The organism is Pseudomonas sp. zfem002, assembly GCF_032621685.1.
Taxonomy (GTDB): Bacteria; Pseudomonadota; Gammaproteobacteria; order Pseudomonadales; family Pseudomonadaceae; genus Aquipseudomonas; species Aquipseudomonas japonica.
Genome location: NZ_JAVYJH010000034.1, coordinates 20,027 through 44,233, shown reverse-complemented (window position 1 = coordinate 44,233; position 24,207 = coordinate 20,027). Strand labels below are relative to the sequence as shown.

The following is a 24,207-nucleotide window of genomic DNA, read 5'->3' as shown; positions in this document are numbered from 1 at the left end:
CTTTGGCGACATCCACACCGGCTTCGAAGGGTACTGCGGGCATTGCCATTGGTAACTGCTCTCTGTAGCGTGACGCGACTTGAAGGGCACACCCTGGCGCAGGCTTGCATCTATCGTCGCTTGCAAACGAGGCATTCCTTATCGGCGCTTGGGGTGTTGAAAGGAGGAGGGGTGATTTCTCCCACGGTCTGTACTGCTCGCGACAGTCAGAAGCGAGTTATGTCCCTCCTCCTCCCTTCAAGTCTCACACCATACAAGCGAGCTTGCTCGCGAAGGGCCGCAAAGCGGCCCCGCATGGGCTTACACCGCCTGCGGCATCTCACCCGCCGCCAGGCGTCGGTTGATATCGGCGATCACCTCCGGCAGCTCGTTGATCGTGTCGATCAGGTAGTGCGGCCGCGAACCTTCGAACAGTGCGTGGATGCGCTGGCGCTCGCTGGCCAGGGTCGCGCCATCCAGCGCCCGGTAGCCCTCGTAGGTCAGGCCCAGGGCATTGCCCGAGCAGACCAGCGCCACGGTCCACATGCCGGCGCGACGGCCTTCCAGGATCCCCGGAACGGTGTCGTCCACCTTGACGCAGGCGGCGACGTCGTCGATGCCCAGGGCGATCACGTTGGCCAGGGCCTGGGCCGGCCAGGGGCGGCCGTTCGGAGTTTCGTCGGTGGCCACCACATGGTCGGCGACATAGCCGTTGCTGCGCGCCAGCTCCACCACCTTGTCCATCACCACTTTCGGGTAGCCGGAGCAGGAGCCGATCTTCAGCCCCTCGCCGCGCAGGCGGGTGATGGTGTCGAGGGCGCCGGGAATCAGCGCCGAATGGGTGGCGATCTTCTCGATCTGCAGCGGCATGAAGCGTTCGTAGATGGCGGTGACGTCAGCGTCGCTCGGCGCGCGGCCGAACACCTTGCGGTAGCGCTCGGCGATCTGCGGCTGGTCGCACAGGGTGCGGATATGGTCCCACTTGCCCATGCCCATCGGGCCGCGGGCCTCGTCGATGGAGACCTCGACGTCGAACTCGGCGAAGGCCTCGACGAAGATCTGGGTCGGGGCGAAGGAGCCGAAGTCGACCACGGTGCCGGCCCAGTCGAGAATCGCCGCCTGCAGGTGTTTCGGGTTGCTGTAGTTCATGTGAAAGCGTTCCTGTACCCGTTCGAGGGGGACTTCAGATGTCCGTGACGTTCATTTCCCGCAGCACCTGGGCCACCGCAGCCACCGCGGCGCGCATGCCGTCCGGGTCGACGCAGCCGATGCAGCCGACACGGAAGGTCTCGACCTCGGTCAGCTTGCCCGGGTAGAGGATGTAGCCCTTGGCCTTGACCCGCTCGTAGAAGTCCTTGAACTGGTAGCGGCTGTCCCGCGGGGCATGGAAGGTGACGATGATCGGTGCCTGGATCCCGGCGTCGAGGAAACTGCGAAAACCGAGCGTGGCCATGGCCTCCAGCAAGGCCGCGCAGTTGTCGGTATAGCGCTGCTGGCGCGCGGCCAGGCCACCTTCCTCGTGGTATTGCTGCAGGGCTTCATGCAGGGCGGCGACCACATGGGTCGGCGGGGTGAAGCGCCATTGCCCGGTCTTGTTCATGTAGGCGTGCTGGTCGTGCAGGTCCATGGCCAGCGAGTGGCTGTTGCCTTCGGCGGCGGCCAGGGCGTGCTTCTCGGCGAAGACGAAGCCCATGCCCGGTACGCCTTCCAGGCACTTGCCGGAGGCGGCGATCAGGGCCGTGAACGGCACCTTGGCGGCATCGATCGGCAGGGCGCCGAAGGCGCTCATGGCGTCGATGATCAGGTGCTTGCCATGGCGGGCGACGACCTCGGCGATTTCCGCCAGCGGGTTGAGGATGCCGGTGCTGGTTTCGCAGTGGATCAGGGCGACATGGGTCACGCGCGGGTCGGCACGCAGCAGGTCGTCGACCGCGGCGGCGGTGGTCGGCTGGTCCTCGGCGGTCTGGAAGGTGCTGAAGTCGCGGCCCAGTACCTTGCAGATCTTCGCCAGGCGCTGGCCGTAGGCGCCGTTGATCAGCACCAGGACCTTGCCGTCGCGCGGCACCAGGGTGCCGATCGCCGCTTCCACGGCGAAGGTGCCGCTGCCCTGCAGGGGCACGCAGTGGTGGCTGGCGTGGCCGTTGACGATGCCCAGCAGTTGCTCGCACAGGCTCGCGGTCAGCTGGTTGAAGTCGCGGTCCCATGAGCCCCAGTCGGTCAGCATCGCGTTGCGGGTGCGTGCCGAGGTGGTCAGGGGGCCTGGAGTCAGCAGGAGCGGGGCATTACTCATTGCGGTGTTCCTCACGGCGGTGGGCAGAATCTACGGCCGCTAAGTTGCAATTCCGTGGGTCATCAATCAAATTGTTTGTCGTTATGCCAGCCATAAGTCAGGCCGATAGATATGAACCTGTTCCAGCTCCGTGCCTTCGATGCCGTCGCCCGCGAAGGCAGCTTCACCCGCGCCGCCGAGCGCCTGTTCATCAGTCAGCCGGCGGTGACCGGGCACGTCAAGGCGCTGGAGGAGCACTACCAGATCACCCTGTTGCGGCGGACCGCGCGGCGGGTCGAGCTGACCGAGGAGGGCACGCGCCTGGCGGCGATCACCCGTGCCCTGTTCAGCCTCGCCGAGGAAGCCCAGGCCATGCTCGAAGCCAACCGGCAGTTGCTCACCGGGCGCCTGGAAGTGGCCGCGGACGGTCCGCACCGGGTCATGCCGATGCTGGCGCAACTGCGCGAGCGCTACCCGGGGATCACCGTCAACCTGCGCCTGGGCAATGCCCAGGAAACCCTGGCGGCGCTGCTTTCCGAGCATGCCGACGTGGCCGTGCTGACCGAGGTCGAGCCGCGCAAGGGCCTGTACCTGCAGGCCCTGCAGCCGTCGCGGATCTGCGCCCTGCTGTCGGTGGCGCACCCCTGGGCCGCCAGCGCCGGGGAGCTGCCCCTGGCCGAGCTGGACAAGCAGATCATGGTGCTGCGCGAGCCCAGTTCGATCACCCGGCGCACCTTTGACCTGGCCTGCGCCGATGCCCGCGTGCAGCCGCGGGTGGTGCTGGAACTCGACAGCCGCGAAGCGGTGACCGAGGCGGTGGCGGCGCAACTGGGCATCGGCATCGTCTCCTCGGCCGAGCTGAGCCATGATCCGCGGGTGCTGGCGCGGCCCATTGCCGGCGCCGGGCTGGTCAACCAGCACATGCTCGGCTGTCTGGAACGCCGGCGCGAACTGCGCCTGATCCAGGCCTTCCTCGGTCTGGCGCCGCAGGCATGACGCCGCCTAAGATGCCGCTCAGCGAACTGCAAGGCGAAACCCTGTTGAACACGGCAAAAGACACCATCTCCATGCAACTGGTGCGCGAGGCGCTGCTGCAGAGCTGCCCGCCGGGCGTGGCGACGAATGAGGTACTGACCCGCGTCGGCATCGACCCCGCGCACCTCGAGCTGCCCGCGGCCCGGGTTGCCGCCAGTGCCTACGCGCGGCTCTGGCGCCTGCTGGCGCGGCGCTGCAACGACGAATTCTTCTGCATGGATCCGCGCGGTCTGCGCAGCGGCAGCATGGCCTTCCTCTGCCGCTCGTCCATGGCCCAGCCCACGGTGGGGGCGGGGCTGGCCTCGGCGCTGGAATTCCTCTGCCTGATGTTCGAGGACCTGCAGCCGCAACTGGTGCGCCAGCAGAGCCTGGCCGAGATCGTCATCGGCGAGCCGCGCCAGGAACCGCGGCGGCCGTTCACCTACTTCACCTTCTGGATGATCGTCCACGGTGTGGCCTGCTGGCTGGCCGGGCGGCGCATCCCGATCCTGGCCGTCGAACTGCGTTGCGCCGAGCCGGATTTCTGCGACGACTACCGGGTGATGTTCTCGCAGAACCTGCAGTTCGCCCGGCCGCGCACACGGATGATCTTCGCCGCCGACTGCCTCGATGTGCCGGTGCGGCGCAGCCCCGAGGAACTGCAACGCTTTCTGGCCCAGGCGCCGGGCAACATCCTGGTCAAGTACCGCGACCCGGACAGCCTGGCGCGGCGGATCAAGGACGACCTGCGCCAGCGTCCCGCGGCGCAGTGGCCGGAAACCGAAGCCCTGGCCCAGCGCCTGTGCATTTCCGCCTCGACCCTGCGCCGCCGCCTGGCCGACGAAGGCCAGACCTACCAGGCGCTGAAGGACAGCGTGCGCAAGGAACTGGCCATCGGCTGGCTGGCGCAGCCGGAGCTCAGTTTCGCCGAGATCGCCGAACGCCTCGGCTTCGCCGACGTCAGCTCGTTCCACAAGGCCTTCCGCAAATGGTCGGGGAGCAATCCGGGGCATTACCGCACGCTGGTCCTGGCCAACGCCTGACCCTGGACCGGGAGGCCTGGCCGCGCGCGGCGCGGCTTCCCGCTGCTCGCCGGCAGGCGACCCTGCATAGGCTCCGGCTCTTCACACCGAGGAGCCTCGCTCATGACCGATTCAACCCCCAACGCGCCGCTGGATGACCGGCTGGCGCTCGATCGCTTCATCGCCGGCACTGCCCCCGACTGGCTCAAGGATGCCTCCATCGACGAGCTGGACGCGCTCAAGCACAGCCTTGCCACGCACCAGCGCTGCCAGGCCCGGGTCGGCACACTGCTGGCCGGCCTGCAGGCGCCGGATGCCTTCGCCCTGCCACGTCTGGCCGCTGCCCTGGGCCCGCTCGGCTGCGATCCGCGCGCGCCGCGGGCGCTATGGCGGGAAGTGCGCCTGCGCGTGGAGTTTTCCCCGTTCCGCGTCACCGAGGTCGATCTGCCGGTGTTCCGTCACTACCCGGTGGACACCGAACTGCTGCCACGGCTGTTGCAGAACTTCAGCGCGGAACAGGCCGGCGCGAGCTACTACTACCCGGGGTCGGGCGTCGTCGAGCAGGGCCGGCTGCTCGCCTGCGAGCCCGCGCAACTGGCCGCGGCGTGCCGCGAGCTGGACCTGGGCGGCCAGTACCAGCGGCATCTGGACGATGTGCTGCTGCCGCGCGATGCCCAGGCGCGCCAGCAGGTGCTCGACCTGCTCGCCGCCGACCGCCGCGCGACCCTGGTGGCCCAGGTGCGTTGCGCCTATCTCAAGGGCGATATCGACGCCGACGCCCAGCAGTTGCTGCTGGATTTCGCCGCCGATGGCCTGGCGCCGCGGCATGTGCGCTGCTGCTCCCTGCAGTTGCTCGGCTTCAACGTGCCGGGGGTGATGCTGCTGCAGATCGCCGACGCAGCGCCGACGCTGGCCGGGCAGCGCCTGGTGCATCTGCCCGGCGACCCACTCAAGCCGGTGCGCCAGTTTTCGTCGTCGAGCCAGCTCAATGACGAACTGGCCACCGATCTGCGCTACGAGCGCTATGTGGCGTTCTTCACCCGCCAGCTGGAGCGCGACGATCGCCTGAGCTTTCTCGGCAAGCTGCGCTCCGTCATGGAACAGGCGCGACCGCAGTTGCAGGCCCAGGGGCTGGCCGCTGCCGAAGAGCCGTTCGCGGGGCTGGCACGCCGGCAGATCGCGCGGATCAAGGCCGATGCCGCGCTGCTGCTGGTGCCCACCGCCAGCATCGACCTGGCCGTGCATCGCCAGCGGGTCCAGGCCCTGGAGTCGGCCGGGTTGGCCGTGGCCAGCGTGTTGGCGTCGTTCATCCCCGGGGTCGGCGAGCTGATGCTGGTGGGACTGGTCAAGGACCTGCTGTCGGAGGTCTACGAAGGGGTCGTCGACTGGAGCCACGGCCAGCGTGAGGAGGCCCTCGGGCACCTGCTCGGCGTGGTCGGCAATCTCACCCTCAGTGCACTGGTCGCGGGCGGCTCGGCGCTGGCCCTGCGCGAACTGCGGCGCAGCGCGTTCGTCGACAAGCTCCTGCCGGTCAGTCGCGACGCCGCTGCGCCGCGCCTCTGCGTCCCCGATCATGACCGCTATCGGGCGCCGCTGACCCTGACTGCGCCGACCGCCGCCGACGGGCTGCTGAGTGAGCAGGGACGCCACTGGTGGCGCCATGACGAAGCGCTTTTCGAAGTGCGCCAGGCCTCCACCCGCGAGCGCTGGCGCATCGTCCATCCGTCCCGGCCGCAAGCCTGGACCCCGGAGCTGATCGGCAATGGCGATGGTGCCTGGTGGCATGCCGGCGAGCACCCGCTGCAATGGCAGGGCACCGCCTATCTGCTGCGTCGCCTCGGTCCGCGCAGCGAAGGGTTGTCGGCGACGCTGTGCGAGCAGGTGGCGCTGATCTGTGGTTACGACCAGGCGCGCCTGCGTGGTCTGCTGGTGGAGCGCCGGCCGATGCCGGTGGCGCTGGTGCAGGTGCTGGGCGACTTCCGCCTGCAGGCACGCATCAGCCGTTTCTTCGCGCAACTGGCCGATGGCACAGCGGCGCAAGCGCTGGATCAGGAGCTGTGTAGCGCGGCACGGCAACTGCTGGTGCAGGCGCCTGCGGTGGGCGACGAACGGCTGGCCTGGAAGGCCGCCGAGCAGTCCCTGGGCGGTGCCTTGTTCGAGCGTTTCGCCGCGGCCGCGACCCCGGCCCTGGACGCCCAGGGCCTGAAACTGCAGCGCGCGTTTCCCGGGCTGCCCGGGCCATTCGTCCAGGCCTTGCTCGACGCGGCCGAGGTCAGCGAACGCGCGGATGGGCGGATTCCCCTGGCGCTGCAGGAGCAGGCCCGCGACAGCGTGCGCGAGGTGCGCATCCTGCGCGCGCTGGAGGGCCTGTATCTGGATGCGCGCTGCGCCGGCGATACGGTGCGCCTGGTGTTCTCCCTGTTCCGGCACCTGCCGCACTGGCCGCGCGGGTTGTCCTTCGAACTGCGCGAAGGGGCGTTCGGCGGGCCGGTGCTGGAGCGCCTGCTGCCGCAACCCGAGGCGCGCGAGGTACGGGTGCTGGTCGGCAACGGGGGACATTACGCGGCCTTCGACGGGCAGGGTGGGGCGCTGGGCGGGGCTTCGGTCAGCCTGTTCCAGGCACTGGTCGACGGCCTCGGTGCAACGCATTGCGCCACCCTCGGCTGCACCGGTGACGACCCGGCGAGCGCGCTGCGGGCCATGCTCCGCGAACAGGCCAGCGCCGACCGCGAGCGCTTGCCCGGCCTGCTCGGCATGAGCCAGCGCCCGCGCACGTTCCGCGCGCCGCAGCGTTTCGCCGATGGGCGCCTGGGCTACCCCCTCAGCGGCCGCGGGATGCCCGGGCGGACCACGCTGACCGGGATGGTGCGCAACCTGTACCCGGGTTTCCACGACCTGGAGGCCAGTGTCTGGCTGGACGAGTTGCAGCAACGCCACGGCGATCCCATGGCCGAACTGCTGCGCCTGCAGGACAGCCTGCGCAGTCTCGAGCGGGTCCTGGCGAGCTGGCAGCAGGAAGCCTCCCTGGCCGGACGTGCCACGCGGCGTCGGGTCGCCGATGAGATACGCCGCTGCTGGTGTCGGCAGAGCCCACCGGTGTACGACGTCGATGGGCGCATCATCGGCTATCGCCTGCACCTCGGCCGTTCCCTGGTCGGTGACCTGCCCGAACTGCCGGACTCGGTGGATTTCACCCATGTGGTCGATCTGGTCCTGTCCGGCTCCGGGCAGTGGCGGCGGGTCGACGGTTTCCTGCAGCGCTTCGTGCGTCTGCGCTGGCTCGACCTGGGGCAGAACGGCTGCCGCGAAATACCGTCGACGCTGGCGAACATGACCGAGCTGCAGGAGCTCTACCTGGACGGCAACGATATCCACCTCAGCCTCGACGGCCAGGCCACGCTGTCGACCCTGACGCGGCTGGAGGTGCTCAATCTGGATCGCAATCCGCTGGGGCGTGTGCCCGATGTCAGTCGCTTGCCGCGCCTGCGCCGCCTGAGCCTGCGGGGCACGGGTATCGACGCCTTGCCGGAGGGCCTGCCGAGCCGGCCGTTCCTGGAAATGGCCGACCTGCGCGGCAACCAGTTGAGCCTGCTGCCGGAGACGTTCTTCAGCGCACCGGCGCGGATCCGCAGCGCCACGGTGCTGTTCGGCAATCCCTTGCGCCGCGAGGTGCGCGAGCGTCTGTGGCAGGCCGGCGAGGCGGATGGCCTGGCGGCGTCGGCGCTGGAGCCGGATGGCGTGCGCGAGCAATGGCTGGCCGGCATGCACGACAGCCTGCTGCGCGAGCGCAACGAACAGTGGCAGGGCCTGCGTGGCGAGCCGGGTTCGCAGGCGTTCTTCAGTCTGCTCGGCAACCTCCTCGACACCGCCGAATATCGCCTGGCGCCGGCGCATCTGCAGGAGCGGGTGTGGCAGATGATCGGCGCGGCGGTGGAGAGCAGCGCCCTGCGCGAGTCGCTGTTCGAACTGGCGAGCGCGCCGACCACCTGCGTCGACAGCGTGTTGTCGGCCTTCAGCGTGCTGGACGTGCGGCTGCAGGTGAGCCTGGCCTGCAGCCGGGTACCGGAGGGCGAGCAGGGCGCGGCGCTGTTGGCCTTCGCCCGGCGCCTGTTCCGCCTGGAGCGGGTCGAGCAGTTCGCCCGCCAGGTCATCACCCAGCGCCAGGCGCTCGGGCAGGCGGTCGACGAGGTGGAGGTGAGCCTGGCGTTTCGCGTGCGCCTGGCCGACGCCCTGGCGTTGCCCGGGCAACCCCGGCACATGCAGTTCGGCGATATCGCCGCGGTCTCCGAGCGCGACCTGAGCCGCGCGCAGGAAGCGGTGGAAACGGCGCAGGGCAGCCCCGCGCTGGCGGAGTTCATCGCCCGCCAGGACTTCTGGCTCGCGCATCTGCGCGAGCGGCATGCGGCCGACTTCCGGCGCATCGAAGGGCAATTCTGGGACCGCCTCGAACGCCTGTGCGAGCAACGTGAACAACTGGCCGAGGGCGATTACCTGCAGCGCATGAACCAGCTTGGCGCGGCGCGTGAAACGGCCCTGCACGAGCAGGCCCGGCGTTTTACCGAGGCGGCCCTGCAAGCCCCTGAAAACCCCTGATCCAGAAGCACCGCGCCGGCGGCCAATGGCCAAACCAGTCATCCAGATTGATGGCTTTGACCATTGCCGCCGGGCGGCACCGGGGTGACTATTTCCAGACCTTCGAATTCCTTCCAACAATAACAACCGGGGAGTCTGGCGAATGCGTGATTACAGCGCAGCGGCACGTACCTTCAACTATCCGCAGGCGGCCGGGGCAGCCCTGGCCGGCAGCCTGGAGGCGCTCAACGCCTGTATCGAGTGCTGCGACCGGCATGCCGATGGCGAGGCCGTGGCCCTGTACTGGGAAGGCCGCGACGGGCAGAGCGCGAGTTACCGTTTCAGCGAGCTGCGCGAGCGTGCCGCGCGCTTCGCCAATGTCCTCGCCGCCCAGGGCGTCGGCCCGGGCGACCGGGTCGCCGGCCTGTTGCCGCGCACCGTCGAACTGCTGGTCACGGTCTTCGCCACCTGGCGTCTCGGTGCCGTGTACCAGCCGCTGTTCACTGCCTTCGGACCCAAGGCCATCGAGCACCGGGTGCATGCTTCCGGGGCCAAGGTGCTGGTCACCGATGCGCACAACCGGGCCAAGCTGGACGAGGTCGAACACTGCCCGACCATCATCTGCGTGAACCCTCGCCAGGGCAGTGGCGACCTGGATTTCCATGGCGAACTGCAGGCCGCCGCGGCCGATCGCCAGCCCGTGCTGCTCAGCGGCGAGGCGCCCTTCCTGCTGATGTTCACCTCCGGCACCACCGGCCCGGCCAAGCCGCTGGAAGTGCCGCTGCGGGCCATCGTCGCCTTCCAGGGCTACATGCGCGATGCCATCGACCTGCGCCCCGAGGATGCCTTCTGGAACCTCGCCGATCCGGGCTGGGCCTACGGCCTCTACTACGCGGTGACCGGCCCGTTGTCCCTGGGCCACGCCACCACCTTCTTCGACGGGCCGTTCAGTGTCGAAAGCACCTGCCGGGTCATCGACAAGTACCGCATCACCAACCTGGCCGGCTCGCCCACCGCCTACCGCATGCTGATCGCCGCCGGCGCAGCCTTCTCCGCGCCGATCAAGGGGCGCCTGCGGGCGGTCAGCAGCGCCGGCGAGCCGCTCAACCCGGAAGTGATCCGCTGGTTCCGCGAGCACCTGGACGTGACCATCCACGACCACTACGGGCAGACCGAGCTGGGCATGGTCCTGTGCAATCACCATGGCCTGGAGCACCCGGTGAACATGGGCTCGGCCGGCTATGCCATCCCCGGGCACCGCATCGTCGTGCTCGACGAGCAGCACCAGGAGCTGCCTGCCGGCCAGCCGGGGATTCTCGCGGTGGACCGCGAGCAGTCGCCGCTGTGCTGGTTCGGCGGTTATCACGGCCTGCCGACCAAGGCATTCGCCGGCAAGTACTACCTCAGTGGCGACACCGTCGAGCTGAACGCGGACGGCAGCATCAGCTTCGTCGGGCGCAGCGACGATGTGATCACCACCTCCGGCTACCGGGTCGGTCCGTTCGATGTCGAAAGCGCGCTGATCGAACACCCGGCGGTGGTCGAGGCGGCGGTGATCGGCAAGCCCGACCCGGAGCGCACCGAACTGATCAAGGCCTTCGTCGTCCTCGGTGCCGGCCACAGCCATTGCGACGAGCTGGCCGAAACCCTGCGCCAGCATGTCCGCCAGCGCCTCTACGCCCACGCCTACCCGCGTGAAATCGAATTCGTCAGCGAGCTGCCCAAGACCCCGAGCGGCAAGCTGCAGCGTTTCATCCTGCGCAACCAGGAAATCGCCCTTCAACAAGCCGCGCACGCCCACAAGGCCAGCGCCTGAGGAACCTCACCATGCAGATCGCCAACCATAACTTCATCGTCAGCGGCGCGGCCTCCGGCCTCGGTGCCGCCACCGCGGAAATGCTCATCCAGGCCGGTGCCCGGGTGATGCTGGTGGACCTCAACGCCGAGGCCGTCGCGGCCAAGGCCGCCGCCCTCGGCGAGCAGGCCCGCTACGCGGTCGCCGACATCAGCGACGAAAGTGCGGCCAAGGCCGCCGTGGACGCCGCCGTGGCCGCCTTCGGCAGCCTGCACGGGCTGGTCAACTGCGCCGGCATCGTCGGCGCCGAGAAGGTCCTCGGCAAGAACGGCCCGCATGGCCTGGCCAGCTTCAGCCGGGTGATCAACGTCAACCTGATCGGCAGCTTCAACCTGCTGCGCCTGGCCGCCGCGGCCATGGCCGAAGGCAGCGCCTCGGCAGAGGGCGAGCGCGGGATCATCATCAACACCGCGTCGATCGCCGCCTTCGACGGCCAGATCGGCCAGGCCGCCTATGCCGCCTCCAAGGGCGCCATCGCCAGCCTGACCCTGCCGGCCGCCCGTGAACTGGCGCGTTTCGGCATCCGCGTGATGACCATCGCCCCGGGTATCTTCGAAACCCCGATGATGGCCGGCATGACCCAGGAAGTACGCGATTCGCTGGCCGCCGGCGTGCCGTTCCCGCCGCGCCTGGGGCGCCCGGTCGAATACGCCGCCCTGGCCCGTCACATCATTGAAAACAGCATGCTCAACGGCGAAACCATCCGTCTCGATGGCGCCCTGCGCATGGCTGCCAAGTAAGGAGTTGCAGATATGAGCCTCGTCAACGATCCGATCGTCATCGTCAGTGCCGTGCGCACTCCCATGGGTGGCCTGCAGGGCGACCTCAAGAGCCTGACCGCGCCGCAACTGGGCGCCGCGGCGATCCGTGGCGCCGTCGAGCGGGCCGGCATCGCCGCGGACAGCGTCGAGCAGGTGCTGTTCGGCTGCGTCCTGCCCGCCGGTCTCGGCCAGGCCCCGGCGCGCCAGGCGGCGCTGGGCGCCGGCCTGGACAAGGGCACGACCTGCACCACCCTGAACAAGATGTGCGGCTCCGGCATGCAGGCGGCGATCATGGCCCACGACCTGCTGCTGGCCGGCAGCGCCGAGGTGGTGGTGGCCGGCGGCATGGAAAGCATGTCCAACGCGCCGTACCTGCTGGACAAGGCCCGCAGCGGCTATCGCATGGGCCACGGCAGGATCATCGACCACATGTTCCTCGACGGTCTCGAGGACGCCTACGACAAGGGCCGCCTGATGGGCACCTTCGCCGAGGACTGCGCCGAGGCCAACGGCTTCAGCCGCCAGGCCCAGGACGACTTCGCCATCGCCTCGCTGACCCGCGCCCAGCAGGCGATCAAGGACGGCAGCTTCGCCGCCGAGATCGTTCCGGTGCAGGTGACCGTGGGCAAGGAAAAGGTCCTGATCAGCGACGACGAGCAGCCGCCGAAAGCGCGCCTGGACAAGATTCCGCAGCTCAAGCCGGCATTCCGCGACGGCGGCACGGTGACCGCGGCCAACTCCAGCTCGATCTCCGACGGCGCTGCTGCGCTGGTCCTGATGCGCCAGTCCCGCGCCGCGCAGCTGGGGCTCAAGCCGCTGGCGGTGATCCATGGGCATTCGGCCTTCGCCGACACCCCGGCGCTGTTCCCCACTGCGCCGATCGGCGCCATCGAGAAACTGATGAAACGCACCGGCTGGAACCTGGCCGAGGTGGACCTGTTCGAGATCAACGAAGCCTTCGCCGTGGTCACCCTGGCGGCCATGCACAAGCTGGAACTGCCCCACGACAAGGTCAACGTGCACGGTGGCGCCTGCGCCCTCGGGCACCCGATCGGCGCCTCGGGGGCGCGGATCCTCGTCACCCTGCTCTCGGCCCTGCGCCAGAAGGGCAAGCGCCGCGGCGTGGCGGCGATCTGCATCGGCGGTGGCGAGGCCACGGCCATGGCTGTCGAGCTGGTGGATTGAGGTGAATCATGCTGGTCAACGATGAGCAACAACAGATCGCCGATGCCGCCCGGCAATTCGCCCAGGAACGCCTGCGGCCGTTCGCCGAGCAATGGAGCCGCGAGCATCGCTTCCCCACGGAAGCCATGGCCGAGATGGCCGACATGGGCTTCTTCGGCATGCTGGTGCCGGAGCAGTGGGGCGGTTGCGACACCGGCTACCTGGCCTACGCCATGGCCCTGGAGGAAGTCGCCGCCGGTGACGGCGCCTGCTCCACCATCATGAGCGTGCACAACTCGGTGGGCTGCGTGCCGATCCTCAAGTTCGGCAACGACGAGCAGAAGGCGCGCTTCCTCACCCCGCTGGCCAGCGGCGCCATGCTCGGCGCCTTCGCCCTCACCGAGCCGCAGGCCGGCTCCGATGCCAGCAGCCTGAAGACCCGCGCCCGCCGTGATGGCGACCACTACGTGCTCAACGGCTGCAAGCAGTTCATCACCTCCGGCAGCAATGCCGGGCTGGTGATCGTCTTCGCCGTCACCGATCCGGCGGCGGGCAAGCGCGGCATCACCGCCTTCCTGGTGCCCACCGACAGCCCCGGCTACCAGGTCGCGCGGGTCGAGGACAAGCTCGGCCAGCATGCCTCCGACACCTGCCAGATCGTCTTCGACGAGGTCCGCGTGCCGCTGGCCAATCGCCTGGGCGAGGAGGGCGAGGGCTACAGGATCGCCCTGGCCAACCTGGAAGGCGGGCGCATCGGTATCGCCGCGCAGTCGGTGGGCATGGCCCGTGCGGCCTTCGAAGTGGCCCGTGACTACGCCCGCGAGCGCGAAAGTTTCGGCAAACCGCTGATCGAGCACCAGGCCGTGGCCTTCCGTCTCGCCGACATGGCGACCCGTATCGCCGTGGCCCGGCAGATGGTGCATCATGCCGCGGCCCTGCGCGATGCCGGACGCGCGGCACTGGTGGAAGCCTCGATGGCGAAGCTTTTCGCCTCGGAAATGGCTGAAAAGGTCTGTTCGGATGCCTTGCAGACGCTCGGCGGTTATGGCTATCTGAGCGACTTTCCGCTGGAGCGGATCTACCGCGATGTGCGGGTCTGCCAGATCTACGAAGGCACCAGCGACATTCAGCGCATGGTCATTGCGCGCAATCTCTGAACGGAGCAGCTCATGACGTACGAAACCATCCTCGTGGAAAACCGTGACCGGGTCTGCCTGGTTACCCTGAACCGGCCGCAGGCGCTGAATGCCCTGAACCGCCAGATCATCGGTGAACTGAACCAGGTGCTGGATGCCTGCGAGGCCGACGCCAACATCGGTTGCATCGTCATCACCGGCTCGGCCAAGGCCTTCGCCGCCGGTGCCGACATCAAGGAAATGGCCGAACTGACCTATCCGCAGATCTACACCGACGACCTGTTCAGCGATTGCGACCGCGTGGCCAACCGGCGCAAGCCGATGATCGCCGCGGTGTCCGGCTTCGCCCTCGGTGGTGGTTGCGAGCTGGCACTGATGTGCGACTTCATCCTCGCCGCGGACAACGCCAAGTTCGGCCAGCCGGAAATCAACCTCGGCGTGCTGCCGGGCATGGGCGGCACCCAGCGCCTGACCCGCGCGGTGGGCAAGGCCAAGGCCATGGAACTGTGCCTGACCGGCCGCCTGATGGGCGCCGAGGAAGCCGAGCGGGCCGGCGTGGTGGCGCGCATCGTGCCGCAGGCCGAACTGCTCGACGAAGCGCTGAAAGTGGCGGCAGTGATCGCCAGCAAGTCGATTCCGGTGTCGATGATGGTCAAGGAGTCGGTGAACCGTGCCTTCGAAGTCACCCTGAGCGAAGGCGTGCGCTTCGAGCGCCGGGTGTTCCATGCGGCCTTCGCCACCCATGACCAGAAGGAAGGCATGGCCGCGTTCATCGCCAAGCGCGAGGCGCAGTTCGAGGATCGCTGAGGCGCGCCTGGGCCTCATCCCCCCTGCCGGCGCTGGCAAGCCAGCGCCGGCAGGGGCCTTCGGGCTGCTTGCCCCAGCAAGATGTACCGCCATTCACCCATTCCCGCCGATTGAAATGCCGCTTCCATTCGACACAAGGAAGCTCGCATATGACCCTCAGTCCATCGCCCTTCGGGCAAATGGTCCTGAACACGCCGTTCTGCGGCCCCATCGCCCACCGTTTCGCCTGGCGTCCGTCGCTGCGCGACGTGGCCTGGTGCCTGCTCTTCGAACAGTGGCACCTGCGCGGTATCAAGGAACAGGATCTCTCGGCGCTGCTGCTCTACCGCTTCGACGCCAGCGGTACGCCGCGGGTCGATGAGCTGGCCGATGTGCTGATCGAGTGTTTCTGCGAAAACACGCCGCTGGCCCTGGATGTCGACAGCGACTACCTGAGTTTCTTCAAGGGCGCGGAAACACCGTTTCGCAGCAAGGTCGACGTGGTCGCGGTGCAGGCGCTGATCAACGAAAGCGCGCCGTACCTGCTGTCCACCTACCAGCAGGCGCTGTACGAATATTGGGAGGTGGCGCGTCACGGCGAGGGCACCCCGCTGCACTGGCTGGCCACCTACCTGCACCAGCAATGCACGGCGGTGATCGACCAGCAGTTTCGCGACGGCAGCCTGGACAGCCTGGAAGCGGCGACGGCGCGGGTCATCGCCAGTTTTCCCAAGGCGCAGGACCGCGCCCTGCTCAACAACCTCGTCGAGGTGAAGCTCAGCCTGCTGGGACAGGCCACCTGCGCCGAACAGGGCCTCGACCCGGAACTGGCCAGCGCCATTCTCATCGAGCGCGAGGTGCCGCAACTGCAGCGCAACATGGCGCTGCTGTTCACCCTCAGCGGTGCGTTGCAGCGCTTCGACTCGCGCCAGGCCCTGGGCGCCGCGCTGGTCAGTCGCTGCAAGGCGCAGGGCGATGGGCTGCTGTTGCGCGAGTATCCGGCACCTGGCCCGGTGTTCCTGGCCCAGGCCCTGTTGTTGCGCGAGCAGCAGCAGGAACTGATCGGCGCGCTGGCGCAACTGCCGGCCTTGCCCGGGATGAGCGCGATGCACTCGCTGCTCCAGCGCCTGGACGAGGCCAGTTCGCTGCTGGGCGTCTGCCAGGCCAGCCAGCGCGAGATGCGCGAGCGTTTTCGCCTGCAGCTGCCGAGCTGGCTGGGCCAGGCCGGCGAGGCCCAGCGCCGCGACTACGCCGGACGACTGCTGCGCCTGGCCTCGCTGCAACAGGATGGCAACGGCACGTCGTTTCTCGACGGTGTCCCGGATGCCTTCGAGTTCGCCCGGGAAAAGCTCCTCGACGCGCTGCGCAAGGAACATCCGCAGGGACCGCTGCCGGATCTCGACGATCTGCAACTGGTCAACCGCCAGGTCACCGCGGTGGCCGGCGGCAACGGCGGCGATGTGGTGGCGGAGGGTGAAGTGCAGGTGGTGCGCATGAGCCCGATGCAGTTCGCCCTGGCCAACCTGGCGGTGCTGCGCGCCGGTTCGGTCAGCCTGCACAGCCTCGCCGGCGCCGCCCTGCCGGACTGGCTGACGGTGGAGTATCTGAAGGACCTGGTGACCCGGCTCGATGTGGGAGGGCAGTATCCGCCGCTGTTGCAGCGCCTGCTGCTTGACGAGCACAGCGAGCGCGAGGTGCGCCAGCGGCGCTTCAGCCAGCAGCTCTGCGAACAGGTGCCGCTGCTGGCCCTGGAAACCCGCCTGCGCGATCCCGCGGCCCTCAGCGCCGAGAGCCTGCGCCGTCTCGACGAGCTGTTCCTGCCCATCAACCGGACCCCGCGTGACGCGGTGATCAGACCGCTGTCGTTCATCGCCCGCTCCGGTGCCAGCCCTGATGTGGCGCAGAATGCCTGGCTGATCGAGGCGCCGGAGGTGGGCAAGGGCCCCTGTCTGCTCTATCGCCCCCTGCACCGTCAGGCGCTGCGCGAATTCGCCAGTCGCGAGGCCTTCTTCCAGGCCTTGTGCAAGACCGGTGAACTGCAGGACGACATCCTCCAGCGCCTGCCCGAGGCGCGCCAACCGATCTACGCCCATGGCGGTTTCGCCGAGCCGCATGTCGTGCGCTTCTTCCCCGGCGACGAGTTCTCCCTGTTCAGCGTGCCGGCGCTGGCCAAGCTGGGCGAGGCGGTGCTGCAGGGCAACCTGGCCGAACAGCTCTATCAGTCCTGCGCCCGCGAGCTGATCGAGCGCGCCCGTCGGGAAACCCTGTCGAGCAGCGCCAGCCGCTGGCTCGGCTACGAGGAGCTGGGCTGGCTGATGTTCAATACCGTGCTGCCGTTCTTCAACGGCACGCTGGTCAAGGCGGCCTGGATGCTGCCGCTGTTCACCAGCCTGCGCCAGTTGCTCGCCGCGCCGGACGGTGCGGGGCAGGCCAGCGATCTGCGCCAGTTGCTGCTCAACCTGGCGCTGTTGCTGCTGCCTGAACCGGTCTCCACGCTGGAGCGGGAAAGCGCCCCGCTGCCAACCCCGGGCGCGCCCGACACGATACGCATCGAGCCGATGCTGCTGGCCTCGCCGCAACCCTCGAAGTGGCCGACGTTCGGCTGGGGCAGCGCGGTGCTCAGCGCGGCGCAGCGCGACGCCCTGGCGGGCTTTCGCCGCGAGATCGCGCCCGGGCAACTCGGCGAAGCGCAGGACGCCGGCGATTACCAGGGGCTGTACCGCCATCAGCAGAGCTGGTGGGCCGCGCTGGACGGCGCGGTGTACCAGCTGGCCATCGACGCCGACGGGCCGCGCCTGGTCGATCTCGACGGCAACCTCGGGCCCTGGGTGCGCGACACCGGCGGTGGTCGCTGGCAGCTGGATTTCGGCCTGCGCCTGCGCGGCGGCATGCCGGTCAACCGGCGTATCGCACAACTGCGCGAGAGCAATCGCCAGCGCGTTCTCCAACTGGAAGAGAAACACACCGCGCTGCTCTCGCGCCGCCTGGAGTCTTCGGTACGGGTACAGGACGATCTGGAGGAGGCCGCGCGCCAGGCACAGCCGTCGATCGCCCACCTGGAAAAATATGCCGAGGACCTGCGCGAACAGGACCGCCTGCTGCTCGAGTTCGACGACAACCTGCGCGAGCTGCAGCAACTGAAGGCGCAGCCGGAGTTCAAGCGCATGCATGCGCGCAACCTCTACGACCGTGCCGGCACCCATGCGCAACTGGCCTACGTACTGCATTCCTGGTTCAGCGAGCGCCACGCGATCATGCGCGACCTGCGCCCGGCGGCCTCGCCGGAGGAAGAGCAGGCGCCGGAGCAGGTGGACAAGATGCGGCGGATGATGGACGCCTGCCGTCAGGCGCGCCGCGACGTCGACGAACTGCTGGCCTGCCATGCGGTGATCGCCGACATGCGCCGGCAACTGCGCGACATTCTGCCCGGCGGGCCGGCGCTGGCGGACAAGGCGGCGGAGCTGTTGAACAACGAGCCGAGCCTGCGTTCCTGGGTGTCGGTGGACCTCAGCCTGCGTTCGGCGCTGATTCTCGATGTGGAACGCAGCGGCGACTACGGCGTGCTCTACAGCGCCTTGCTGGCGGCGCGAACCGCGCTGAGCATGCGCGACAGCCTGGACCTGAAGGATGCCTTCAGCGAGTCGGAGCAGCTGGAGATTCTCGACAGCGTGGTCAGTCGCCTGGACTTCGCCCTGGAGAGCACCCGGCTGTACCGCGCCCTGCCACGCAAGGCCGAGAACGCCCCCGCGCTGGACGACTTCAACGGCATCCTCGAACGGCTGCAGCGCGAGGCGCAGGACGAACTGGCCAGGCGCCTGCAGATGGTGCCGGAGCACAGTGACACGCCGGCGGCCGCCGCACCGGAACGACGCAAGCAGGTTCTGATCCGCACGCGCAACCGCGGGGTGGTGGTCGGTTCGCGACGCAAGCCCGAGGGCGATCGGCCGGAAACCGTGGTGGTGGTCGACCCGATCGACAACAGCGAGCTGGCGCGCTACGAAGAGAGTGCGGAGCCGGGAGTATGGCAGCCGGTCGGCGAGGTGCGCGGCGAACCGGCGACACCGACGCCGGCGGCCCTGGCCACCCTGGTCCGCCGCTCGACGCCGCTGCTCAACAATGCCGAGCGGCGCATCGCCAAGGTGCGCAGCCAGGCGAAGAGCGCCAACGTCGGCGCCGATATCGAGGACATCCTGGTCCAGCAGGCGCGCCCCCTCGATGCCCTGGCGCAGCAGATCCAGGAAGCCCTGACCCGGGAAAACGCCACCGATGATTCGGCTGCGGGCATCGATGCCGCCCGCCAGTGCGCGTTGCTCAACACCAAGGCCACGCAAATGCGTGAGGAGGGGCGGCGCCTGCGGGTCGAGATCCTCAAGCGCCAGGCGCCCACCGTGGGACAGATCGCCTGGTTGCGCAGCCAGGACGAAGTCGTCATCGCCAGGGAAGGGGAACGGGTCGCCCTGGCCAAGCGCAAGGGCTTCGCCCAGGACTACCTGCAGGAGTTCGTGATCCGCGACAAGGACGGCAGTCCGCTGTGGTACGCGCATTTCCACTATGCCAGCGCCGACGCCCAGGTCGGCGACTTCAGCGCCGCGCACCTGAAGACCCGCGAGCAGCGCTATGACCGCGGGCCACAGGCCATGGCCACGCAGAGCAACCAGGCGATCATCGAGGTGTATCGCAGCCGCATCGACAAGAGCAGCGCGCAACAGCTGTTCCTGAGTGTCTGATGCCGCGTTCCGGGGCCCGCGGGCCCCGGCTTTTCCCCTACTACCAAATGAGTAGCGGTTCCCTGCCAAGGGCTGATTCGTCGCGCCCGCGCGGCTGACTAAGATCCAGTCACTGCCCGTCATCCACGACGGGCGCCGCTCAGCAGAGGCCCTTCACCATGATCTACGCAGCTCCCGGCAGCCCGGATGCCATCGTTTCGTTCAAGCCCCGTTACGGCAACTACATCGGTGGCGAATTCGTCCAGCCGCTGAGCGGCCAGTACTTCAGCAACACCTCTCCGGTCAACGGCCAGCCGATCGCCGAATTCCCGCGTTCCAACGCCGCTGACGTCGACAAGGCCCTGGATGCCGCCCACGCCGCCGCCGATGCCTGGGGCCGCACCTCGGTACAGGATCGCTCGAACATCCTGCTGAAGATCGCCGACCGCATCGAGCAGAACCTGGAAGTCCTGGCCCTGGCCGAGACCTGGGACAACGGCAAGGCCATCCGCGAAACCCTCAACGCCGACGTGCCGCTGGCCGCCGACCATTTCCGCTACTTCGCCGGCTGCATCCGCGCCCAGGAAGGCAGCGCCGCCGAGATCAACGACAATACCGCCGCCTATCACTTCCATGAACCGCTGGGCGTGGTCGGGCAGATCATCCCGTGGAACTTCCCGCTGCTGATGGCCGCCTGGAAACTCGCCCCGGCCCTGGCTGCCGGCAACTGCATCGTGCTCAAGCCGGCCGAGCAGACGCCGCTGTCGATCACCGTGTTCATCGAGCTGGTCGGCGACCTGCTGCCGCCGGGCGTGCTGAACATCGTCCAGGGCTTCGGTCGCGAAGCCGGCGAGGCCCTGGCCACCAGCAAACGCATCGCCAAGATCGCCTTCACCGGCTCGACCCCGGTCGGTTCGCACATCATGAAATGCGCGGCGGAGAACATCATTCCGTCCACCGTCGAGCTGGGCGGCAAGTCGCCGAACATCTTCTTCGAAGACATCATGCAGGCCGAGCCGTCGTTCATCGAGAAAGCCGCCGAAGGCCTGGTCCTGGCGTTCTTCAACCAGGGCGAAGTGTGCACCTGCCCGTCCCGCGCGCTGGTCCAGGAATCCATCTACCCGCAGTTCATGCAGGAAGTGCTGAAGAAGGTCAAACAGATCAAGCGCGGCAACCCGCTGGACACTGAGACCATGGTTGGCGCCCAGGCGTCCGAGCAGCAGTACGACAAGATCCTCTCGTACCTGCAGATCGCCCGTGAAGAGGGCGCGGAAATCCTCAGCGGCGGCAACGCCGAGCAACTGGCCGGCGACCTGTCCAGCGGCTACTACATCCAGCCGACCCTGCTCAAGGGCCACAACGGCATGCGCGTGTTCCAGGAAGAGATCTTCGGCCCGGTGGTCGGCGTGACCACCTTCAAGGACGAAGCCGAGGCCCTGGCCATCGCCAACGACACCGAATTCGGTCTCGGTGCCGGCGTCTGGACCCGCGACATCAACCGTGCCTACCGCATGGGCCGCGGGATCAAGGCCGGTCGCGTGTGGACCAACTGCTACCACCTGTACCCGGCCCATGCCGCGTTCGGTGGCTACAAGAAATCCGGTGTCGGTCGCGAGACCCACAAGATGATGCTCGACCACTACCAGCAGACCAAGAACCTGCTGGTCAGCTACGACATCAACCCGCTGGGCTTCTTCTAACCCCGCAAACCCCTGTAGGAGCGCGGCTTGCCCGCGAAAGGGCCGCAAAGCGGTCCCAGGCTGCACCGCTATCGGGGACCGCTTTGCCGTCCTTTCGCGGGCAAGCCACGCTCCTACAGGGGCCGCGCGAGGCACGTGTGTTGTTGTCGTAAAACCGTTCCAAAGTAGCATTCGCCCCGCACCGGAAACGGTGTATCACTAGACGCACCGCTATAGCGCGGTGCCAGAAGAGGATGGACCTATGTGGAAAAAACCTGCGTTCACTGATCTGCGTATCGGTTTCGAAGTGACGATGTACTTCGCCAACCGTTGATCCCTCTGGCGCCGGTCGCATTGCGACCGGCGCTGCCTTTGCCAGGGTCGCATTGCATTCCCTCCTCATTGCTTTAGGCTGGCGCTATCCCGAAAAGAACAAGAAGGCGTTGTATGAGCCCGAATCTGAGCCAGTTGCGCAAGTTCGTTTCCCCCGAAATCATCTTTGGCGCCGGCTGCCGTCATCACGTCGCCAACTACGCCCGCACCTTCGGCGCGCGCAAGGTCCTGCTGGTCAGCGATCCGGGCGTCATCGCCGCCGGCTGGGTCGCCGATGTCGAGGCCAGCCTGCAGGCCCAGGGCATCGACTACGCCCTGTACAGCCAGGTTTCGCCCAATCCCCGTGTCGAAGAAGTGATGGACGGCGCCGAGCGCTACCGCAGCGAGCAGTGCGACGTCATCGTCGCGGTCGGCGGCGGCAGCCCGATGGACTGCGCCAAGGGCATCGGCATCGTGGTCGCCCATGGCCGGCACATTCTCGAATTCGAAGGGGTCGACACCATCCGCGTGCCGAGCCCGCCGCTGATCCTGATCCCGACCACCGCCGGCACCTCGGCGGATGTCTCGCAGTTCGTGATCATCTCCAACCAGCAGGAACGCATGAAGTTCTCCATCGTCAGCAAGGCGGTGGTCCCCGACGTGTCGCTGATCGACCCGGAAACCACGCTGAGCATGGACCCGTTCCTCTCCGCCTGCACCGGCATCGATGCCCTGGTCCACGCCATCGAGGCGTTCGTCTCCACCGGCCACGGTCCGCTGACCGATACCCATGCCCTGGAAGCCATGCGCCTGATCAACGGCAACCTGGTGCAGATGATCGCCAACCCCAACGACATCGCCCTGCGCGAGTCGATCATGCTCGGCAGCATGCAGGCCGGGCTGGCCTTCTCCAATGCCATCCTGGGCGCGGTGCACGCCATGTCCCACAGCCTCGGCGGCTTCCTCGACCTGCCTCACGGGTTGTGCAACGCGGTGCTGGTGGAGCATGTGGTGGCGTTCAACTACAGCGCTGCGCCGGACCGTTTCAAGGTCATCGCCGAGACCTTCGGCATCGATTGCCGTGGCCTCAACCACAACCAGATCCGCCAGCGCCTGGTGGAACACCTGATCGCCCTCAAGCACGCCGTCGGCTTCCACGAGACCCTCGGCCTGCACGGCGTCAGCGGCAGCGACATCCCGTTCCTCTCGCAGCACGCCATGGACGACCCGTGCATCCTCACCAACCCGCGTGCCTCGAGCCAGCGTGATGTCGAGGTGGTCTATGGCGAGGCTCTCTGACCCCGGCTCCGACGCCCTGGCCGGGTTGCTCGGGCTGAGCAACCACACCGTGCGCAAGAGCCACTACCCGGAGCTGGCGGCGCGTCTCGACGAGCTGGAAACCGAACGCAACCGCTACACCTGGCTGTTCGAGCACGCCGTGCACGGGATCTTCCAGGCCAGCCTGGAAGACGGCCTGCGCGCGGCCAACCCGGCCATGGCGCGGATGCTCGGCTACGCCGATCCGCAGCAACTGCTGCTGGCCCGTACCGATCTGGCCGGGCACCTGTTCGTCGGTGGCGAACAGGAGCTGCTGGCCATCGCCCAGGAACTGCAGCGCGAGCGCGCGCTGCTGGGCTACGAGACGCAATTGCAGCGCAAGGACGGCAGTGCCGTGGACGTGCTGATGAACCTGCTCCTGCGCCCGGACGAGGAGGGCGTGGTGGAAGGCTTCGTCGCCGACATCACCGAGCGCAAGCTGAGCCAGGAACGCCTGCAGCAGCTCAACGACGAACTGGAACAGCGCGTCGCCGAACGCACCAACCAGCTGATCGAGGCCCGCGATGCCGCCCAGGCCGCCAACCGCAGCAAGGACAAATACCTGGCCGCCGCCAGCCATGACCTGCTGCAGCCGCTGAATGCCGCGCGCCTGCTCATCTCGACCCTGCGCGAGCGCAGCCTGCCGGCCGCCGAGCAACTGCTGGTGGAGCGTGCGCACCAGGCCCTGGAAGGCGCCGAAGACCTGCTCACCGACCTGCTGGACATTTCCCGCCTGGACCAGGCGGCGATCAAGCCGGACCTCGACCTCTATCACCTCGACGAACTGCTCGGCCCGCTGGCCTCGGAGTTCCAGCCGGTGGCCGAAGCCGCCGGGCTGAACCTGCGGGTGCGCCACGGCGCCTGGATGATCCGCAGCGATATCCGCCTGCTGACGCGGATCCTGCGCAACTTCCTCAGCAATGCCTGCCGCTATACCGAACGTGGCGGCATCCTCCTCGGTGCGCGCCGGCGCGGCCAGGTGCTGCGCCTGGAGGTGTGGGACAGCGGACGCGGTATCGCCGCCGATCGCCTGCACTCGATCTTCCTCGAATTCAACCAGCTGGATGTCGGCCGCGCCGCCGACCGCAAGGGCGTTGGCCTGGGTCTGGCGATCGTCGAGCGCATCGCGCGGATCCTCGACTGCCCGGTGCAGGTACGTTCCTGGCCGGGGCGCGGCTCGGTGTTCAGCATCGACGTGCCCTTGTCGTGCGAGGCCCCGCGTCCGGTGGTCGCACCCGCGCTGCCGCTGCCGGCCCTCGGTGATCCGTTGCCGGGCCGCCGCCTGCTGGTGCTGGACAACGAAACCAGCATCCTCCAGAGCATGGCCGCGCTGCTCGGCCAGTGGGGCTGCGAAGTGCTCACCGCGACCGATCGCGAAGCCGCCCTGCAGGTTCTCCAGGGCCGGGCGCCGGAGCTGGTGCTGGCGGACTTCCACCTCGATCACGGGGTCACCGGCTGCGAGGTGGTGCGTGACCTGCGCAAGCACTTCGGCAGTGCCATTCCCGCCGTGATGATCACCGCCGACCGCAGCGACCAGAGCCGTCGGGCCATGCAGCGCCTGGGTGCGCCACTGCTCAACAAACCGGTCAAACCCGGCAAGTTGCGTGCGGTATTGAGCCAGTTGCTCGGATGAGC

At 68.1% G+C, this 24,207-nt stretch carries 15 protein-coding genes; 13 read left to right on the top strand and 2 right to left on the bottom strand.

What is annotated here, in order from left to right:
- Positions 1-300 precede the first annotated feature (300 nt).
- Complete coding sequence (phnX, locus tag RTI28_RS27765) at positions 301-1,128, bottom strand: phosphonoacetaldehyde hydrolase (RefSeq protein WP_316923483.1); 828 nt, start codon at positions 1,126-1,128, stop codon at positions 301-303.
- A 34-nt stretch (positions 1,129-1,162) separates the two neighbouring features.
- Complete coding sequence (locus RTI28_RS27760) at positions 1,163-2,269, bottom strand: 2-aminoethylphosphonate--pyruvate transaminase (protein WP_316923482.1); 1,107 nt, start codon at positions 2,267-2,269, stop codon at positions 1,163-1,165.
- 111 nt (positions 2,270-2,380) lie between these two features.
- Here RTI28_RS27760 and RTI28_RS27755 point away from each other — a divergent pair, with 111 nt between their 5' ends.
- The 13 genes from RTI28_RS27755 to RTI28_RS27695 all read left to right on the top strand — a co-directional run bounded on the left by RTI28_RS27755 (position 2,381) and on the right by RTI28_RS27695 (position 24,205).
- Entirely contained in the window at positions 2,381-3,244 is an 864-nt protein-coding gene (locus RTI28_RS27755; RefSeq protein WP_316923481.1) for a LysR substrate-binding domain-containing protein, read from the top strand.
- A complete protein-coding gene (locus RTI28_RS27750; RefSeq protein WP_316923480.1) occupies positions 3,241-4,305 on the top strand; it encodes an AraC family transcriptional regulator in 1,065 nt (354 codons plus the stop codon). The genes RTI28_RS27755 and RTI28_RS27750 overlap by 4 nt, the downstream gene beginning before the upstream one ends.
- Positions 4,306-4,407: 102 nt before the next feature.
- Positions 4,408-8,877 (top strand): NEL-type E3 ubiquitin ligase domain-containing protein, encoded by a 4,470-nt coding sequence (locus RTI28_RS27745; RefSeq protein ID WP_316923479.1) that lies wholly within the window; start codon positions 4,408-4,410, stop codon positions 8,875-8,877.
- 142 nt (positions 8,878-9,019) lie between these two features.
- Positions 9,020-10,672: an AMP-binding protein gene (locus RTI28_RS27740; RefSeq protein ID WP_316923478.1), complete on the top strand. Its 1,653-nt coding sequence runs from the start codon at positions 9,020-9,022 to the stop codon at positions 10,670-10,672.
- A gap of 11 nt (positions 10,673-10,683) precedes the next feature.
- Complete coding sequence (locus RTI28_RS27735) at positions 10,684-11,451, top strand: SDR family NAD(P)-dependent oxidoreductase (protein WP_316923477.1); 768 nt, start codon at positions 10,684-10,686, stop codon at positions 11,449-11,451.
- 12 nt (positions 11,452-11,463) lie between these two features.
- Positions 11,464-12,657: an acetyl-CoA C-acyltransferase gene (locus tag RTI28_RS27730; RefSeq protein WP_316923476.1), complete on the top strand. Its 1,194-nt coding sequence runs from the start codon at positions 11,464-11,466 to the stop codon at positions 12,655-12,657.
- Positions 12,658-12,665: 8 nt separating this feature from the next.
- Positions 12,666-13,793, top strand: a complete 1,128-nt coding sequence (locus RTI28_RS27725) for an acyl-CoA dehydrogenase (RefSeq protein ID WP_316923475.1) — start codon at positions 12,666-12,668, stop codon at positions 13,791-13,793.
- Between the two features lie 12 nt (positions 13,794-13,805).
- Entirely contained in the window at positions 13,806-14,579 is a 774-nt protein-coding gene (locus RTI28_RS27720; protein ID WP_042128322.1) for an enoyl-CoA hydratase, read from the top strand.
- Positions 14,580-14,728: 149 nt separating this feature from the next.
- Positions 14,729-19,285, top strand: coding sequence for a dermonecrotic toxin domain-containing protein (locus RTI28_RS27715; protein WP_316923474.1), 4,557 nt, complete (start codon positions 14,729-14,731; stop codon positions 19,283-19,285).
- 158 nt (positions 19,286-19,443) lie between these two features.
- Positions 19,444-20,964, top strand: a complete 1,521-nt coding sequence (locus tag RTI28_RS27710) for an aldehyde dehydrogenase family protein (RefSeq protein WP_316923473.1) — start codon at positions 19,444-19,446, stop codon at positions 20,962-20,964.
- A 241-nt stretch (positions 20,965-21,205) separates the two neighbouring features.
- Positions 21,206-21,277, top strand: coding sequence for a pyrroloquinoline quinone precursor peptide PqqA (pqqA, locus tag RTI28_RS27705; protein WP_009394664.1), 72 nt, complete (start codon positions 21,206-21,208; stop codon positions 21,275-21,277).
- A gap of 113 nt (positions 21,278-21,390) precedes the next feature.
- The gene (gene ercA / locus RTI28_RS27700; protein ID WP_316923472.1) at positions 21,391-22,554 is read left to right on the top strand and encodes an alcohol dehydrogenase-like regulatory protein ErcA; all 1,164 of its coding nucleotides are present in this window, start codon (positions 21,391-21,393) and stop codon (positions 22,552-22,554) included.
- Positions 22,538-24,205: a NahK/ErcS family hybrid sensor histidine kinase/response regulator gene (locus RTI28_RS27695; RefSeq protein WP_316923471.1), complete on the top strand. Its 1,668-nt coding sequence runs from the start codon at positions 22,538-22,540 to the stop codon at positions 24,203-24,205. Before ercA ends, RTI28_RS27695 begins: the two co-directional genes overlap by 17 nt.
- Positions 24,206-24,207: the final 2 nt, after the last annotated feature.